15 protein-coding genes are annotated in these 16,885 nt (G+C 73.7%); 5 read left to right on the top strand and 10 right to left on the bottom strand.

Annotated features, from left to right (window positions below; all coding sequences use genetic code 11):
- Nucleotides 1–49 precede the first annotated feature (49 nt).
- From M1R94_RS10600 to dacB, 9 genes are all read right to left on the bottom strand, one after another.
- Nucleotides 50–532 (bottom strand): DUF3180 domain-containing protein, encoded by a 483-nt coding sequence (locus M1R94_RS10600; protein ID WP_249381660.1) that lies wholly within the window; start codon nt 530–532, stop codon nt 50–52.
- Nucleotides 532–1,869 carry a 2-amino-4-hydroxy-6-hydroxymethyldihydropteridine diphosphokinase gene (gene folK / locus M1R94_RS20755; protein WP_249381659.1) on the bottom strand — a complete coding sequence of 446 codons (1,338 nt, stop codon included), beginning with the start codon at nt 1,867–1,869 and terminating at the stop codon, nt 532–534. The genes M1R94_RS10600 and folK overlap by 1 nt, the downstream gene beginning before the upstream one ends.
- Entirely contained in the window at nt 1,862–2,695 is an 834-nt protein-coding gene (gene folP, locus M1R94_RS10590; protein WP_249381766.1) for a dihydropteroate synthase, read from the bottom strand. The genes folK and folP overlap by 8 nt, the downstream gene beginning before the upstream one ends.
- Nucleotides 2,696–2,779: 84 nt before the next feature.
- The gene (gene folE / locus M1R94_RS10585; protein WP_249381658.1) at nt 2,780–3,394 is read right to left on the bottom strand and encodes a GTP cyclohydrolase I FolE; all 615 of its coding nucleotides are present in this window, start codon (nt 3,392–3,394) and stop codon (nt 2,780–2,782) included.
- Nucleotides 3,394–5,457, bottom strand: a complete 2,064-nt coding sequence (ftsH, locus tag M1R94_RS10580) for an ATP-dependent zinc metalloprotease FtsH (protein WP_249381657.1) — start codon at nt 5,455–5,457, stop codon at nt 3,394–3,396. Before ftsH ends, folE begins: the two co-directional genes overlap by 1 nt.
- A 166-nt stretch (nt 5,458–5,623) precedes the next feature.
- Nucleotides 5,624–6,178 carry a hypoxanthine phosphoribosyltransferase gene (hpt, locus tag M1R94_RS10575; protein WP_249381656.1) on the bottom strand — a complete coding sequence of 185 codons (555 nt, stop codon included), beginning with the start codon at nt 6,176–6,178 and terminating at the stop codon, nt 5,624–5,626.
- On the bottom strand, nt 6,165–7,232 hold the full coding sequence (gene tilS, locus M1R94_RS10570; protein ID WP_249381655.1) for a tRNA lysidine(34) synthetase TilS: 1,068 nt from the start codon (nt 7,230–7,232) through the stop codon (nt 6,165–6,167). The genes hpt and tilS overlap by 14 nt, the downstream gene beginning before the upstream one ends.
- Nucleotides 7,229–8,326, bottom strand: a complete 1,098-nt coding sequence (locus tag M1R94_RS10565; RefSeq protein WP_249381654.1) for a zinc-dependent metalloprotease — start codon at nt 8,324–8,326, stop codon at nt 7,229–7,231. Before M1R94_RS10565 ends, tilS begins: the two co-directional genes overlap by 4 nt.
- A 4-nt stretch (nt 8,327–8,330) precedes the next feature.
- The gene (gene dacB, locus M1R94_RS10560; protein WP_249381653.1) at nt 8,331–9,794 is read right to left on the bottom strand and encodes a D-alanyl-D-alanine carboxypeptidase/D-alanyl-D-alanine endopeptidase; all 1,464 of its coding nucleotides are present in this window, start codon (nt 9,792–9,794) and stop codon (nt 8,331–8,333) included.
- A 167-nt stretch (nt 9,795–9,961) separates the two neighbouring features.
- On the opposite strand from dacB, the gene M1R94_RS10555 reads away from it, so the two are divergent.
- A complete protein-coding gene (locus M1R94_RS10555) occupies nt 9,962–10,462 on the top strand; it encodes an inorganic diphosphatase (RefSeq protein WP_249381652.1) in 501 nt (166 codons plus the stop codon).
- A gap of 63 nt (nt 10,463–10,525) precedes the next feature.
- On the opposite strand, the gene M1R94_RS20750 is transcribed toward M1R94_RS10555, so the two are convergent.
- Nucleotides 10,526–11,932, bottom strand: coding sequence for a C40 family peptidase (locus M1R94_RS20750; protein ID WP_249381651.1), 1,407 nt, complete (start codon nt 11,930–11,932; stop codon nt 10,526–10,528).
- 489 nt (nt 11,933–12,421) lie between these two features.
- Here M1R94_RS20750 and M1R94_RS10545 point away from each other — a divergent pair, with 489 nt between their 5' ends.
- The 4 genes from M1R94_RS10545 (at nt 12,422) to M1R94_RS10530 (ending at nt 16,885) form a co-directional block, all read left to right on the top strand.
- Nucleotides 12,422–13,744, top strand: coding sequence for a bifunctional o-acetylhomoserine/o-acetylserine sulfhydrylase (locus M1R94_RS10545; RefSeq protein WP_249381650.1), 1,323 nt, complete (start codon nt 12,422–12,424; stop codon nt 13,742–13,744).
- Nucleotides 13,744–15,012, top strand: coding sequence for a homoserine O-acetyltransferase MetX (metX, locus tag M1R94_RS10540; RefSeq protein WP_249381649.1), 1,269 nt, complete (start codon nt 13,744–13,746; stop codon nt 15,010–15,012). Before M1R94_RS10545 ends, metX begins: the two co-directional genes overlap by 1 nt.
- Nucleotides 15,013–15,081: 69 nt before the next feature.
- Nucleotides 15,082–15,825, top strand: coding sequence for a maleylpyruvate isomerase N-terminal domain-containing protein (locus M1R94_RS10535; RefSeq protein WP_249381648.1), 744 nt, complete (start codon nt 15,082–15,084; stop codon nt 15,823–15,825).
- 100 nt (nt 15,826–15,925) lie between these two features.
- Complete coding sequence (locus tag M1R94_RS10530) at nt 15,926–16,885, top strand: zinc-binding dehydrogenase (RefSeq protein WP_249381765.1); 960 nt, start codon at nt 15,926–15,928, stop codon at nt 16,883–16,885.

Here is a 16,885-nt window from a genome sequence, read left to right as displayed (position 1 = left end):
CGGCCCCGGCGAGACACCCCCGGGATCGGACGGCGCGGGCCTCGACCGCTCAGACGGCACTGCCCGACGGCGCGGCCCCGGCGCCGTCGTCGTCCTCGGGCGGTGGCACCTGGCACCACCTCTCGACCACCAGACCGATGACCCCCAGCAGCACGGTGCACCCCAGGGCCACCCCCGCGGCCAGGGCACGCTCGCGCCGCACGTCGATCGTCAGGTCGCCGATCACCAGGAGCACCTGAGCCGCGTACCACCCGGACAGCAGCGCACCGGTGTACGCCGACGCGGTCGCGAGGACGACCGTGCGTGCCGCCAGCAACGGGTCCAGCCCGGGTCGCTTGCCACGGGTGAACTGCCGGACGGACCAGCCCAGGCCGGCGACGACCGCACCGATCAGCAGCACCACCAACCAGGACAGCCACGGCACCGGGGGTGGCGTGCCGCCACGGCTCTCGATGAGCCGGAGCACCACGAAGGACGCCGCCGTCGTGACCCCCGCGACCACCCCGAGCCGCGAGATGCGGGTCCGCTGCATCAGGCTCCGGCCTCGGGCGCCTGCCACCAGTCCAGGGCCATCCACCGGATGCCCTCGCGGTCGGGGGCGGTGCCGGCCAGCGCCGCCACCGGTCCCCCGCCCAGGCCGGGCAGCACGGCCTGAGGGTCCACGTGCGCCCACGGCTGGAGCACGAAGGCGCGCTGGTGCGCGCGCGGGTGCGGCAGCTCGAGGTCGTCGGCCGAGGCCACCGTCGACCCGTGCACGACCACGTCGATGTCCAGGGTGCGTGCCCCCCAGTGGACCTCACGCTCGCGGCCGTGGAGCTGCTCGACCTCCTGGCACACGTGCATCAGTGCGCGCGGTGCGAGGGTCGTCCTGCCGAGCACGACGGCGTTGAGGAAGTCGGGCTGGTCGGGCCCGCCGACGGGCGCCGTCCGAGCCAGCGGCGAGACGGCGGTGACCTCGAGCCCCGGGACGGCCGCGAGCTCGAGCACAGCCTCGCGCAGGATCTCCTGGCTGGGTCCCAGGTTCGAGCCGAGCGCCAGGACGACGTCGACCGGCTCGGCGGGCGCCACATCCATGCGGTCACGGGGGGCCGGGGCCTCGGCACGGCTCTCGGCGTGAGCGGGCGCTGCGGGCCCCTGGGGGCTGGTGGGACGTTCGCCCGACCCGGTCACCGGCGGCAGCGTGATGGTGCCAGGGGCCATGAGGAGGTCGGCCAGGGCCATCGTCGCGCCGGGCATCGGCTCGAGGGCCGGCACGGTCAACGGGGGCGCGACCAGCCCTGCCGCGGCCGGTGCGCCCGTCGCCACGGCCGGACCCTGCTCGTCGGAGAGGGGCGGGTAGGCGACCAGGGACCGGTCCTGGGCGTCGGGGCGCTCCTGTCCCTCCTCGGACCACTCAGGCGACCGGTCGGTGCCGACGACCACACCCGGGGCGTCGACCACCGGAAGGTGCGTGCGGTCACGACGGATCTCGACGGTCACGTCCTGGAACGGGACCGTGATCGGAGCCTGCGGCTTGTGCAGCACGACCTCGACGGCCTCGACGGCGCGGTGGGTCAGCACGACGGCAGCGATCCGCTCGGCCACGGTCTCGATCAGGTCGGCGGGCTCTCCCGAGAGCACCCCGGCCACCTGCTCGGCCAGCACGCCGTAGTGCACCGTCAGGTCGAGCCGGTCCTGCGCCGCCGCCGGGCGTGTGTCCACGTGCAGCACGACGTCGGCCACGAAGGTCTGGCCGTCACGGCGCTCGTGCTCGAAGACCCCGTGGTGCCCCGTCGCGCTGATCCCGGTGAGCCGGACCCGGTCACGGTGCGACCCCTCCGTCCCCGTCGTACGAACCCGCCCGTCCGAGCCGTCCCGTGCGTCACCCACGATGCTCCCCGTCCTCGATGCCCTGCGGCTCACGTGCGCAGGACCATGCTGCCGCCACCCGGACCGCGTCCGCCGAGCCTGCCACGTCGTGGACCCGCACGCACCAGACCCCGGCGGCGGCGGCGAGCGCGCTGACCGCGGCCGTGGCACGGTCGCGCCCCACGGGTGGGGCCGGTTCGCCGTCCGGACCGGCGAGCAGGTGACCCAGGAACCGCTTCCGCGACGCGCCCACCAGGAGCGGACGGCCCAGCTCCTGGAGCACGTCGAGCCGGGCCAGCAGGGGCCAGTTGTCGGCCCCCGGCTTGGCGAAGCCCAGCCCCGGGTCCAGGACGACCTGCTCGAGCCGGACCCCGGCGTCCACCAGCGCGTCGAGCCGGGCCCGCAGCTCGTCGCGCACCTGGGTGACGACGTCGTCGTAGTGGGCCAGCGAGTCCATCACGTCACCGTGACCCCGCCAGTGCATCGCGACGTACACCCCACCCCACTCGGCGGCGACCCCGGCCATCTCCTGCTCGGCGAGCCCGCCCGACACGTCGTTGAGGATCAGGGCCCCGGCCTCGACGGCCGCGCGGGCCACCACGGCGCGGGTGGTGTCGATGCTGACCACCGCACCGGCCGCCACGAGCTCGCGCACCACGGGCAGCACCCGGCGCAGCTCCTCGTCGACCGGCACCCGGGCAGCACCCGGCCGGGTCGACTCGCCCCCGACGTCCACCACGTCGGCCCCCTGCGCCACCAGGTCGAGGCCGTGCCGCACCGCAGCGCCCGGGTCGAACCACCGACCCCCGTCGCTGAAGGAGTCGGGGGTCACGTTGACCACGCCCATCACCAGGGTGCGACCCAGCGCGGTGAGGGCCGCGGGGAGCGGTTCGGGATGGTGCACGTGTCTCACCGGGCGTCGCTGGTTCCGTCAGCGTCCGAGGATCAGGCTCATGGCCTCGGCACGGGTCGCGACGTCACGCATCTGCCCACGGACGGCCGAGGTGATGGTGCGCGAGCCGGCCTTGCGGATGCCGCGCATCGACATGCACAGGTGCTCGGCCTCGATCACGACGATCACACCGTTCGGGCGCAGCACCTCGACCATGGCGTTGGCCACCTGCGTGGTCAGCCGCTCCTGGACCTGGGGGCGCAGCGCGTAGACGTCGACGAGCCGGGCGAGCTTGCTCAGCCCGGTGATGCGCCCGTCCGATCCCGGGATGTACCCCACGTGCGCGACCCCGTGGAAGGGCACCAGGTGGTGCTCGCAGGTCGAGTACATGGGGATGTCCTTGACCAGGATCATCTCCTCGTGACCCAGGTCGAAGACCGTCGCGAGCACGTCGCGCGGGTTCTGGTGCAGTCCCGCGAAGGTCTCGGCGTAGGCCCGGGCAACCCGGGCCGGGGTCTCGCGCAGCCCGTCGCGGTCCGGGTCCTCGCCCACCGCGAGGAGCAGCTCACGCACCGCGCGCTCGGCCCGCGGGGCGTCGTACGCCGCCGGGAACGGCAGGTCGGCCAGCGGGACGTCGTCCGCGGTGTGGGCCATCAGCGCGGGTCCTGGTCGCCTGCGGGGTCGACGTCGTCCCACCGGGCGCGGTTGACCGGGCTGTCCGGGGGGACCTCACCGATCGGCAGCGCCGGGTGCTCCTCCTTGGCCGCAGCGGCCTCGTCCTGGGGGATCACCGGCTCACCGTTGGAGGTGGCCCGCTCGCGGGCGGTCTGCACCGGGGGCTGGTCCGAGACACCGCGGCTCTCGCTCGAGAGCCACACCGTGCGCGGGTCGCGCTTGACCACGGCACCGAAGACCTCGGCCAGCTCGGCCTGGTTGAGCGTCTCACGCTCGAGCAGCTCGAGCACGAGCTCGTCGAGCACGTGGCGGTAGTGGTTGAGGATCTCCCACGCCTCGTCGTGCGCGAAGTCGATGAGCCGGCGCACCTCGGTGTCGACCACCGAGGCCACCTGCTCGGAGTAGTCACGGCCGTGCCCCATGTCGCGGCCCATGAAGACCTCCCCGCTGTCCTGGCCGAGCTTGATCGCACCGATCTTCTCGCTCATCCCGAACTGGGTGACCATCTTGCGGGCGACGGCGGTCGCCTTCTCGATGTCGTTCGAGGCACCGGTGGTCGGGTCGTGGAAGACGATCTCCTCGGCGACCCTGCCGCCCATCGCGTAGGCGAGCTGGTCGAGGAGCTCGTTGCGGGTGGTCGAGTACTTGTCCTCGGCCGGCATGACCATCGTGTAGCCCAGCGCCCGGCCGCGCGGCAGGATCGTCACCTTGGTCACCGGGTCGGTGTAGCGCAGCGCCGCCGCCACCAGGGCGTGCCCACCCTCGTGGTAGGCGGTGATCTTCTTCTCCTTGTCGTTCATCAGCCGGGTCCGCTTCTGCGGTCCGGCCACGACACGGTCGATGGCCTCGTCGAGCTCGTGGTTGCCCACGATCTGCAGGCCGGTGCGTGCGGTCATCAGCGCCGCCTCGTTGAGGACGTTCGCGAGGTCGGCACCCGTGAACCCGGGGGTGCGCTTGGCGACCGCGTGCAGGTCGACGTCGGGGGCCATCGGCTTGCCCTTCGAGTGCACCTCGAGGATCTTGGTGCGGCCGCGCAGGTCGGGGGCGTCGACCGCGACCTGGCGGTCGAAGCGGCCCGGACGCAGCAGGGCGGGGTCCAGGATGTCGGGCCGGTTGGTCGCGGCGATCAGGATGACGTTGGCGTTGACGTCGAAGCCGTCCATCTCGACCAGCATCTGGTTGAGGGTCTGCTCGCGCTCGTCGTGCCCACCGCCCATGCCGGCACCGCGGTGGCGACCGACCGCGTCGATCTCGTCGATGAAGATGATCGCGGGGGCGTTCTCCTTGGCCTGGGTGAACAGGTCACGGACACGGCTCGCGCCGACGCCGACGAACATCTCGACGAAGTCCGAGCCAGAGATCGAGTAGAACGGCACCCCGGCCTCACCCGCGACGGCCCGCGCCAGCAGGGTCTTGCCGGTCCCGGGCTGGCCGTAGAGCAGCACACCCTTGGGGATCTTGGCGCCCACGGCCTGGAACTTCGCCGGGTCGGCCAGGAAGTCCTTGATCTCGTGGAGCTCCTCGACGGCCTCCTCGACCCCCGCGACGTCGTCGAAGGTGACCTGGGGCGTCTCCTTGGAGACCAGCTTGGCCTTGGACTTCCCGAACTGCATGACCCGCGAGCCACCGCCCTGCATGCGGGACATGAGGAACCAGAAGAGACCGATGATGATGATGAAGGGGAGCAGCAGCGTGAGCATGCTCACGAGCCAGCTGGTCCGCGGCACCTCGGAGTTGTAGCCGCCCTCGGGGTCCGCGGCGGCGATCGCCTCGACCACCCGCTCACCCTGGGGCTCGACGTAGAAGAACTGGACGTTGGTGCCCTTGTCCTCGAAGTCCTCGGTGAGGGTCAGGTCGACGCGCTGCTCGCCGTCGACGATCTTGGCCTGCTCGACGGTGCCGCCCTCGAGCAGCGCCAGGCCGTCCGAGGTGTCGATGCGCTCGATGGTCTCGCCCATGAAGGACGAGGCCCCGACCCACAGGATCATCACGGCGAGGACGATCCACAGGGCGGGACCGCGGGTGAGGCGCTTGAGGTTCATGGGCGACGGGGCGGGCCCTATCCCTCCTGGTTGCGGGTGAGTCTGGCGTGCACGTTACCCCGTGGACCCGCAGATCCCGGCCGTTGTTCGCCCAGGGCAGGACGACTGCTCGCCCGGGGCAGGACGGCCGCGACCGTCGGCGGCCCGCACCGCCCCGCTCGCTGCCTCAGTCCTGGTAGACGTGAGGGGCGAGGGTCCCGACGAACGGCAGGTTGCGGTACTTCTCGGCGTAGTCGAGGCCGTACCCGACGACGAAGTCGCTCGGGATGTCGAAGCCCACGTAGCGCACCTCGACCTCGACCTTGGCGGCCTCGGGCTTGCGCAGCATCGTGGCGATCTCGACCGAGGCCGGTCCACGGCTGCGCAGGTTCGACAGCAGCCACGACAGGGTCAGCCCCGAGTCGATGATGTCCTCGACGATGAGCACGTGCCGACCCGTCAGGTCGGCGTCGAGGTCCTTGAGGATCCGCACGACTCCCGAGGACGTCGTCCCCGCCCCGTAGGAGGACACCGCCATCCAGTCCATCTCGACCGGCGAGTGCAGCCGTCGGGCGAGGTCGGCCATGACCATCACCGCGCCCTTGAGGACCCCCACCAGGAGGACGTCGCGACCCGCGTAGTCGATGTCGATCTGCGCCGCCATCTCGTCCAGGCGCGTGCCGATCTGCTCCTCGGTCAGCAGGACCCGTTCGAGGTCGCCACCCATGTCATCCCGGTCCACCGCTCGAAGCTCCCTGTGTCGCGCTGCTGAGGAGTGCCAGCCTGCCACACCGACGCGTGGCGCGGACGCCACCGGGCAACGCCACGGGCCCCTGCCCGTGCCAGTCGGCCACCAGGGCGTCAGCTGCGACGAGGTGCGCGCGGAGCACCGAGCCGGGAGGCACGCCCACGGCCACCGCGGCCTGGTGCAGCGCGCGCAGCCGCACAGCGGGGGGCGCGGACGCCATCGCCTCGACGTCGAGCTCGAGCGCCGCGGCGTCGGCCCGGCCGGCGGTAGGCCCGGCCCCCTCGCGCGCGGGGCACGTCGCCCGGTCGAGCAGACCGCGGGCCGCCTCGTCGAGGGCGTCCGCGTCCTGCCCCAGCTGGGTCGCCGTCCGGGCCAGGGCCTGCGCGACGCCCGGGCCGAGCACCTGCTCGAGCACCGGGAGCACCTCGTGGCGCACCCGCGAGCGCAGCGGGACGACGCCCGCCCCCGAGCGCGGGTCGTTCGTCGGGTCGTCCCAGGGCTCGAGACCCAGCGCGACGCACGCCCGCTCGCTGTCCGCCCGCCGCAGCCCGAGGAGCGGCCTGCGCAGCAGCCCCCGACCGGCAGCCATCCCCGCCAGCGAGCGCGCACCGGCACCACGGGCGAGTCCCAGCAGCACGGTCTCCGCCTGGTCGTCCAGCGTGTGCCCGAGGAGCACCGCTGAGGCCCCGCGCTCCTGCGCGGCCGACTCGAGGGCCGCGTACCGGGCGGTGCGGGCCGCCGACTCGGGCCCACCGAGGGTCCCGACCTCCACACGCACCACGTCGACGGGATCCAGGCCCAGCTCACGGCACCGGTCCGCAGCCCTCTGCGCGACGCCCGCGCTGCCCTCCTGCAGCCCGTGGTCCACGACCACGGCCCCGGCCCTCAGCCCGACGCGCGGGGCGACGAAGGCCGTCGCCCCGGCCAGCGCCAGGGAGTCCGCTCCCCCCGAGCAGGCCACCAGCACCAGCGCGCCGGAGGGCAGGTCGCCCAGCGCCGACCGCACCGCGCTGCGGTGCGCCGCGACCGCCGGGTGCGGACCGGTCATCCGTGGACCCGACGCACCCAGGCCCGCGGGTCGGCGATCTCGCGCGCGGTCGGCAGGGCCTGCGGACCGGACCACACCGCGTCCAGGGCGCCGCGCCCGCCCGCGCGACGCACCGTCCGCACGAACGAGGCACCCCGCCGGTACTGCGCGAGCTTGGCGTCGATGCCGAGCACCTGGCGCAGCACCCGGTCGACCCGTCCGGCGCTCGTCCGGCGGGCGTCGAGCCGTGAACGCAGCCGACGACGCGAGGGGATGACGCTGCGGCCGACCGAGTCCATGGTGACGTCGGCGTGCCCCTCGAGCAGCGACATGACCGCCGTGATGGCCTCGACCCGGCGCAGGTCGGGCTCCTCGAGCACCGCGTCGAGCAGCGGCCAGTCACCCTCCTGCGGCGGCGGTCCGCCGGGTCGCAGGGCACGGACCACAGCGCCCAGCAACGCACCCATGTCCTGGGTGGTGGTGGTCCCCGCGACCGAGGCCATGAGCTGGGCGACCTGGTCCCGCAGGTAGCCGGTGAGCCACGGCGCCGCGGCGAACTGCAGGGCGTGCGTCTGCTCGTGCACGCACACCCAGAGCCGGAAGTCCTCGGGGTCGACACCCAGGGCTCGCTGGGTGCGCAGCACGTTCGGGGCCACCAGCAGCAGGTGCCCGCCCGGCTCGTCGGTGCCGAACGGGTCGAACTGCCCCAGCACCCGCCCCGACAGGACCGCCAGGAGCGCACCCGTCTGCAGGGTCTGCCCGTGGGGTGCCCGACCCGCCCCGGCATGGCCCCGGCTCGGCGCGGTGACCGCCGCGTCCGGGCCGTCACCGGTCATCCCGGCGAAGGACCGGGCGGCTGCCCGGGCCCACCCCGGCCGGTCGACCACGAGCACCCGGGCCGGCGGGCTCACGGGCATCACGTCGCCGAGGCGTGAGGCGGTCAGCGCGATCGGGAGCGCGCGGTCGGCGTCGACGTGCAGCGCGTTCACCAGTCGTTCGAGCTCGGCGCGACCGTCCGTCGGGCCGGGAGAGGCGAGCCGGCCCGCCAGGCGCGCGGCCGCGGACCAGTCCACGTCGATCGAGGACGGGCGGGCGGGCCGTCGGGCAGGGGTCACCGGTTCACGGTACTTGGCAGCCGCACCCGGCGAGGTCCTGCACGAAGGCGTCGATGGCGTTGCGGGGCGCGGCCTGGCCGCCCGGCGGTGTCGCGTCGGCCAGCACCGCGAAGACCAGCTGGCGCCCGTCCTGGGTCAGGACGGTGCCGGCCAGCGACGTGACCCCGCGCAGGCTCCCGGTCTTGGCCCGGACCAGGCCGTGCGCGGGCAGCCCGCCCAGCCGGTCCGCCATCGTCCCCTGCCAGCCCGAGACCGGGAGGTCGACGGCCACCGGACGCAGGTCGGGCTCACGGTCGCCCGCGGTGAGCCGGATCAGCCCGGTCAGCACCGAGGCCGGGACCAGCGAGCCGTCGGCCAGCCCGCTGCAGTCGCCCAGCACCGTCTGGGAGGTGTCGAGCCCGAGCCCGCCGATGCGTGAGACCACCGCACGGGTCGCGCCCTCGAAGCTCCCGGGCAGCCCGGCCTCGATCGCGACCAGGCGCCCGAGCACCTCGGCGACCGTGTTGTCGGAGGTGTGCAGCGTGTACCGCACGATCTCGCCGATCGTGGCCGACTCGACGGTGCCGAGCAGCAGCGCGTCCGCGGGCGCGGTGGCACGGCTCACGCTGCCCGTGACCGTGACCCCCTCCGCCGCGAGAGCGGCGGCGAAGGTGTCCGCAGCCGACCGGGACGGGTCGGCCACGCGCGGCGGGTACGGCTCCTCGCGGGTCTTGGCGATGTTGACGGCCAGGGCGGTGACGGGGGCCACGAACCCGCCGGTGAGGTCGGTCGGCGCCCACCCGGGGCTCGCCGTCGGACCTGAGAAGAGCGTGTCGTCGAAGGAGACCTGGACCTCGGTGGTCCCGGCGAGCACCAGGTTGCGGGCCGTCGCGGCAGCGAGGGTCGCCAGGCCTGCGCGCCCGTTGATCGCGTCCGGGTCGCCGGTCCCCGCGGCGAGCATGACGTCGCCACCACCCACCAGGACGATCCGTCCGGGGCCGGCCTGGACCACCCGTGTCGCCAGGGTCCGGTCCGAGCCCAGCGCATCCACCGCGGCGACGGCCGTGAGGACCTTCGCGGTCGAGGCCGGGATACGCGGCGCGGCACCCGAGACGTCGGCGAGCACCTCGCCGGTGAGCTGGTCCACGACATGGATCCCCACCGAGGTGCCCATCCGGGGGTCCGCCGCGAGCGCCGTGGCCAGGGCTGCGACCTCGTCGGCCGCGGGCAGGGGTGCGGTGGTCGGCAGGTGACCCAGGGTCACCGTGAGGGGTCCGGCCGGCACCGCACCGGGCGCGGTCGGGAAGGGTGCGGGAGGGTCGGGCACCGGTGCGACGGTCACCCAGCCGGGCACGACGTCGTACGCGTCCGCCGCGACGTACCCGCCCGCGCCCAGCACGAGCGCCGAGGCCACGACCCAGCCGACGGTCCGCAGCCGACGGCGGGCCCGCGACGGGCGGACCGGGGCCTGGGGGCCTTGCCTGCTCACTGGGTGTCCCCTCCGTCGTCCTGCCGTGCGGCACCGTTCACCGTGCCGATGTTCCTGCGCGGGCGACTCCAGCGCTGGTCGTGCGTCACACTAGTCATCTGCATCCCGCTGCCCCTGCCCGGCACGCCCTGACCGGCGGCGCCCGGCCGGCCCACGAAGGAGACCCTGTGGAGTTCGACGTCACCATCGAGATCCCGAAGGGGCAACGCAACAAGTACGAGGTCGACCACGTCACCGGACGCATCCGGCTCGACCGGATGCTGTTCACCTCCACGCGCTACCCCGACGACTACGGGTTCATCGACGGGACCCTGGGCGAGGACGGCGACCCCCTGGACGCCCTGGTGCTGCTCGAGGAGCCGACCTTCCCCGGCTGCCTGATCCGGTGCCGCGCGCTGGGCATGTTCCGCATGCGCGACGAGGCCGGCGGCGACGACAAGGTGCTGTGCGTCCCCGCAGGCGACCAGCGCGCCTCGTGGCGCCAGGACATCGACGACGTCAGCGAGTTCCACCGGCTCGAGATCCAGCACTTCTTCGAGGTCTACAAGGACCTCGAGCCCGGCAAGTCCGTCGAGGGCGCCCACTGGGTCGACCGCGTGGCGGCCGAGGCCGAGATCGAGCGCTCCCGGCAGCGAGCCATCGACACCGGGTACTACGACACCCACTGACCGAATCACCAGGAGCCGGGCCGTCCACGGTCCGGCTCCTGTGCTGCACCCGGGGATGCCCGGTCAGGGACGGCCCGCGTAGAGCATGGTCCCCGACATGCGCACGCCGGTGACCCGTACCGGGACGCCCGGGCGTGAGGCCTCGACCATCTGCCCGCCGCCGATGAACATCGCGACGTGGGTGATCGAGCCCGGGTCGGCGGTGTTGCCGCCGTAGAAGATCAGGTCACCGGGCCGCATCTCGGAGTAGGCGATCTTGCGCACCTGGCGGAACTGGTCCCTCGAGGTCCGGTTGATCGCCACCCCTGCCGCGGCCCACGCCTTGGAGGTCAGGCCCGAGCAGTCGAAGGCGTCGGGGCCCGTGCCACCCATCAGGTAGGCCTTGCCGACCTGGGAGACGGCCCAGTCGACCGCGGCCTGCCCCTGACCGGCCGAACCACGCTGCGACCCGGTCCCCAGGCCGTAGGGGTCGGACGGCGCGGCGGCGGGGGGCGCGCTGGGCGCGGGGGCCGGGGCCGGCGGCGCGGGTGCGGGTGCAGGCGCAGGTGCGGGTGCGGGTGCAGGTGCAGGCGCGGAGGTGCCGGGCGCCGGTGGTGCGGAGGTGCCGGGTGCCGGGGCGGCGGGCCCTGCGGGGGCCGCGGGTGCCGCTGCCGCGGGGGCGCCGGGCGCCACGCCCCGGTCGGCTGCCGCGGCGGCCTCTGCCCGGGCTGTGCGGGCGGCGTCCACCGACGCCTGACGCGCCCGCTCGACCTCGACCGAGGTCTCCCGGGCCGCCGCGAGCTGGACGATGAGCGCGTCCCGGCGCTGCGCGGCCTGGGACACCTGGGCCTCGGCCGCCGTCTGGGCCTCCTGCGCCGCGTGCAGCGCCTCCTGCGCCGCCGCGATCGACTCCTCGGCCTCGAGGGCGGCCTCCTGCGCACGCGACGCGAGGGTCTGCGCGACCATCTGCGCGGCGTCGAACCGCTGCACGGCCCGGTCCGCCCGTGTGCCCATCCGGTCCATCGCCGAGCTGCGGGCGACAAGGTCCTCGAACCCCTCCGAGGAGAGCATCGCGCCGAGCCCGTCGAGGCTGCCGCCGGACCGGTAGGCGAGCATCGCGATCGCACCGAGCTCGGAGCGTGCGACCTCGAGGTCCGCCTCGGCGGCCTCCTGGCGGACCGCAGCCTCGACCGACCGCACCCCGGCGGCGTCCCGCTCGACGGCGGCGCGGTTGTAGTCCTCGACCGCCGCCTCGACCGTGACCCAGGCCCGTTCGAGGGCGGCGCCGTGCGCGGCGAGCTCGAGCTCGAGCACGGCGATGCGGGCGGCGGTGGAGACCACGGCCGACCGGGCGCTGCGGACGTCCTCGTCGGTGACGTCCGGGGTGGCGTGAGCGACGGACGACCCGCTCAGGGCGAGGAGGACGACGAGGGCGGAGGCTGCGAGCGCCTCTCGTGCGCCGTGCAGCACCGTACGGGCAGCTCTGGTCACCTGGGTCCTCGTCCTCGTGGTTCGACGGCGCACTCGTGGTTCGACGGCGCAGCCGACGGTACTCAGTCCTGACGCCCTTAGGAACATGCGTCACTCCTGCATCAGCTTTCACAGAGGTCACATCAGTCCCGTCCGTCCCATCGACACGGTGGCCCGTGATCTTGAGCAGCGCCCCTGCCGGGATCGCGCGACGAGCGGCCCGCGACCAGGAGCGCTCCAGGAGGTGGACAGCGATCCCACTGGGTGAGACGGGTCTGGGTCCATCCCCTCGAACACACCTACGATCACCGCATGTTCTGCCGAATGTGCCGCTGACCCCGCACGTTCGGTGGTGTGCCCACCAGCCGGTCCGTCGCTCCTCGCGACGCAGCGCTCGAGCGGCCGGCTCGGCACCGATCCTCACGTGCACGCACCCGTCCCAGTCCCCCGCAGGCTGGCCAGGGTCAGTGCGCTGACACGGTCACCCGCGGCTCACCCCAGGAGCCCCACATGAGCACCACCCCCGCATGGTCCTTCGAGACCCGCCAGATCCACGCCGGCCAGGAGCCCGACCCCACGACCGGGGCGCGTGCCCTGCCGATCTACCAGACCACCTCGTTCGTGTTCCCCGACGCCGACGTCGCGGCCGACCGTTTCGCCCTCAAGGACCTCGGCCCGATCTACACGCGGATCGGCAACCCCACCCAGCAGGTCGTCGAGGACCGCATCGCCTCCCTCGAGGGTGGTGTCGGGGCGCTGCTGCTCGCCTCGGGCCAGGCCGCGAGCACCTTCGCGATCCTCAACGTCGCCGAGGCCGGCGACCACGTCGTGGCGAGCCCGAGCCTCTACGGCGGCTCGTACAACCTGCTGCACCACACCCTGCCCAAGCTCGGCGTGACGACCACCTTCGTCAGCGACCCGCACGACGCCCAGGCCTGGCGCGACGCCGTCCGGCCCAACACCAAGGCGTTCTTCGCCGAGGCCATCCCCAACCCGCAGTCCGACGTCCTGGACATCAGCCTGGTCGCCGACGTCGCCCACGCCAGCGGGGTGCCGCTGATCGTCGACAACACCGTCCCGACGCCCTACGTGCTGCGTCCCTTCGAGTTCGGAGCGGACGTCGTGGTGCACGCAGCCACCAAGTACCTCGGCGGCCACGGCAACTCGATCGGTGGGGTCGTCGTGGACGGCGGCACCTTCGACTACGCCCAGCACCCCGAGCGCTTCCCCGGCTTCAACGCCCCCGACCCGAGCTACCACGGCCTGGTCTACGCCCGTGACCTGGGGGTCGGCGGCGCCTTCGGCGTCAACCTCTCCTACATCCTCAAGGCGCGCGTCCAGCTGCTCCGCGACCTCGGCTCGGCGATCTCGCCGTTCAACGCCTTCCTCATCGCCCAGGGCATCGAGACCCTCTCGCTGCGGATGGAGCGCCACCTGCAGAACGCGCAGACGGTCGCCGAGTTCCTCGAGGCACGCGAGGACGTCGGGGTCGTGCACTATGCGGGCCTGCCCTCGAGCCCCTGGTACGCCAACGCCCAGAAGTACACGCCCCGGGGACCGGGGGCCGTCATCGCCTTCGAGATCCAGGGCGGCGCCCAGGCCGGCAAGCGGTTCGTCGACGGCCTCGTGCTGCACTCCAACGTGGCCAACATCGGCGACGTGCGCTCGCTGGTGATCCACCCCGCCTCGACCACCCACAGCCAGCTCACGGCGCAGGAGCAGGAGCTGTCCGGAGTGACCCCGGGCCTGGTCCGGCTCGCGGTCGGGATCGAGCACATCGACGACATCCTCGCCGACCTCGACGCAGGCTTCCGCGCGGCGAAGGGGGCCTGATGAGCTCGCCCTCCCGCCTGGTGGTGGACACGTCGGGCCGACGTCGTGGCGGGGCCGTAGGTTTGCACATCGTGCCGACCGACCTGCCCGCCACGACGCGGACCCCGAGCGGGTCCCCCGTCGGCGCCACGGCGCCCGGGGCCCCGGTCCCGGCGAGCGCGGCGTGGCGGGAGGGCGACCCCGTGGGCGACCGGATCTTCGCCGACATCGGGCCCCTCGGGCTCGAGAGCGGCAGCACCCTGCCGGGCGTCCGCCTCGCCTACGAGACGTGGGGCACGCTCTCCCCGTCCGGCGACAACGCCGTGCTCGTGCTGCACGCCCTGACGGGTGACTCCCACGTCACCGGGCCGGCCGGTCCCGGGCACCTCTCACCCGGGTGGTGGGAGACCCTCGTGGGTCCGGGTCGGCCGATCGACACCGACCGCTGGTTCGTGGTGGCCCCCAACGTGCTGGGTGGCTGTCAGGGCAGCACCGGGCCGTCGTCGACCGCCCCCGACGGTCGCCCCTGGGGCGGACGCTTCCCGTACGTGACGGTCCGCGACCAGGTCGCCGCCGAGGTCGCACTGACCGACATCCTCGGCATCGACAGCTGGGCGCTGGTCGTCGGCGCCTCGATGGGCGGCATGCGCGTGCTCGAGTGGGGGGTCATGGCCCCGGACCGGGTCCGGGCGATCGTCCCCATCGCCACGACGGCCGCGAGCAGCGGCGACCAGATCGCCTGGGCCCACACCCAGCTCGCGGCGATCCGCGGTGACCTGCGGTGGCGGGGTGGTGACTACTACGACGCACCCGACGGTGAGGGGCCGCACCTGGGCATGGGGATCGCTCGGCAGATCGCCCACACCACGTACCGGTCGGCCCGTGAGTTCGACCTCCGCTTCGGTCGCGAGCCCCAGGAGGGTGAGGACCCGCTGGGTGGGCGGGGTCGCTACGCGGTGCAGTCCTACCTCGACCACCACGCCGGCAAGCTGGCACGGCGCTTCGACGCGAACTCCTACCTCGTGCTCACCGACTCGATCGTCTCGCACGACGTCGGTCGGGACCGCGGCGGGGTCGAGGCCGCGCTGGCCGGGGTCACGGCACGCGCACTGGTCATCGCGGTGGACACCGACCGGCTCTACCTCCCGGTCGAGTCCGAGCGGATGGCCGCCACCCTGCCGGGGACCGACCGCGCCCACGTCGTGCGCTCGGACCACGGCCACGACGGCTTCCTCATCGAGGTCGAGCAGATGGGATCACTGGTCAGGGCGTTCCTCGCCGAGGGCTGATCCCACGGCTCCGCGCCACCCCGGGGCGCACGCAGCGCGGCGCGGGACCGGGTTCCCTACGATGCAGGCATGACGACGAGCGCGCTCGGGGGGATGAACGAGGTCGCCACCGCCGAGCACCACCTGCGGGCTCAGTGGCTGCGGCTACGGTCCTGGATCGGTGGTCTGGACCACGACGCGACCCAGAGCCCGAGCGTGCTGGGCGGCTGGACGGTCGCCGACCTCGTCGCCCACGTGGGACGTGCGATGGACACGCTCGGGGCCGCGCAGCCCACTGCGCCCGGGACCGTCCCGCTGACCCTGGCCGAGTACCTGGGCACCTACCCCGGTCGGTCCCAGGAGGTCGCCGAGCTGACCCGTGACCTCGCCCGGGAGATCGCCGACCACCCTCTGGAAGCGGTCGACCGGATGGCGGACCGGGCGCTCGCCCAGCTCGCGGTGCTGCGAGGCCTGGCACCCGACCCGGTGGTGCAGGCCCGCCGGGGACCGGTCCTGCTCTCCACGATGGTCGCCTCACGGGTGCTCGAGCTCGTGCTGCACGCCGACGACCTCGCCCGGTCCACCACCCAGGTGCCTGCCAGCCCGGGCCAGGACCCGCTCGACCCCGCAGCGGTCCAGTTCGTCGCCGACCTGCTGCTCGAGATCGTGGTGGACCGCGGCGGGTGGAGCCTGGAGGTCGTCGACCCCCTGGCCTGGGTGCGCCTGGCCGGCGGACGCGTCGAGCTCACGGTGGACACGCTGAGCCAGTCCCTGCAGACCCGCTACACCTCGGACTCGCTGCCCGACCTGGGTACCGTCCTGCCGCTCCTGTAGCGGTCCGAGCGTCAGCCGACCCGCCTCCCGCAGGGCGAGCGCCTACGGTGGGACCATGGTCGACACCGCAGCTGACAGGACCGCACCCGGCACCGGAGACATGGTCGCGGTGCTCGCGACGGGTGCCGACGCCACGAACCCCCTCTCGGCCCTCGAGGTCGGTCGGGCCCCACGTCCCGACCCGCCCACCCACTGGTCGGTGGTCGACGTCCGGGCGGCCAGCCTCAACCACCACGACCTGTGGTCGCTGCGCGGGGTCGGGCTGCCCGCGGGCCGGCTGCCGATGGTGCTGGGCACCGATGCGGCCGGGGTCACGGGCGAGGGTCACGAGGTCGTGGTGCACGCCGTGGTGGGGGCCACCGGTCATGGGGTCGGCCCGACCGAGCACCGCTCGCTGCTGTCCGAGCTGCACCCCGGCACGCTCGCCGAGCAGGTCGCGGTGCCGTCGTGGAACCTCGTGCCCAAGCCCCCCGGGATCTCCTTCGAGGAGGCCGCCTGCCTGCCCACGTCGTGGCTCACCGCGTACCGGATGCTCTTCACCAGTGCACGCCTGCGGCCCGGTGACCGCGTGCTGGTCCAGGGCGCGGGCGGTGGGGTGTCCACCGCTGCCGTCCTCATCGGGGCGGCTGCGGGGCTCGAGGTCGTCGTCACCAGCCGTGACGCAGGCAAGCGGGAGCGTGCGCTCTCCCTGGGGGCCGCCCACGCCGTGGAGTCCGGGGCCCGCCTGCCGTTCCGGGTCGACGCCGTCCTGGAGACGGTCGGCGCGGCCACCTGGTCCCACTCGATCCGCTCGGTACGTCCCGGGGGGACGGTCGTGGTCGCCGGCGCGACCACGGGTGACGCCCCCGCGGCAGAGCTCACCCGCATCTTCTTCCAGGAGATCTCCGTGATCGGCGCGACCATGGGCAGCAAGGAGGACCTGGAGTCGCTGCTCCGCCTGCTGGTGCGCACCGGTGTCCGACCGGTGATCGACACGGTCGTCCCGCTCGGGAGGGCACCCGAGGCCTTCGCCCGGATGGTCTCGGGCGAGCACTTCGGCAAGATCGTCCTGACGGTCTGA

The sequence above is a fragment of the Actinotalea alkalitolerans genome (assembly GCF_023369855.1).
Classification (GTDB): Bacteria; Actinomycetota; Actinomycetes; order Actinomycetales; family Cellulomonadaceae; genus Actinotalea.
The sequence above is the reverse complement of the archived record's forward strand: the minus strand, read 5'-3'. Positions and strand labels throughout refer to the sequence as shown.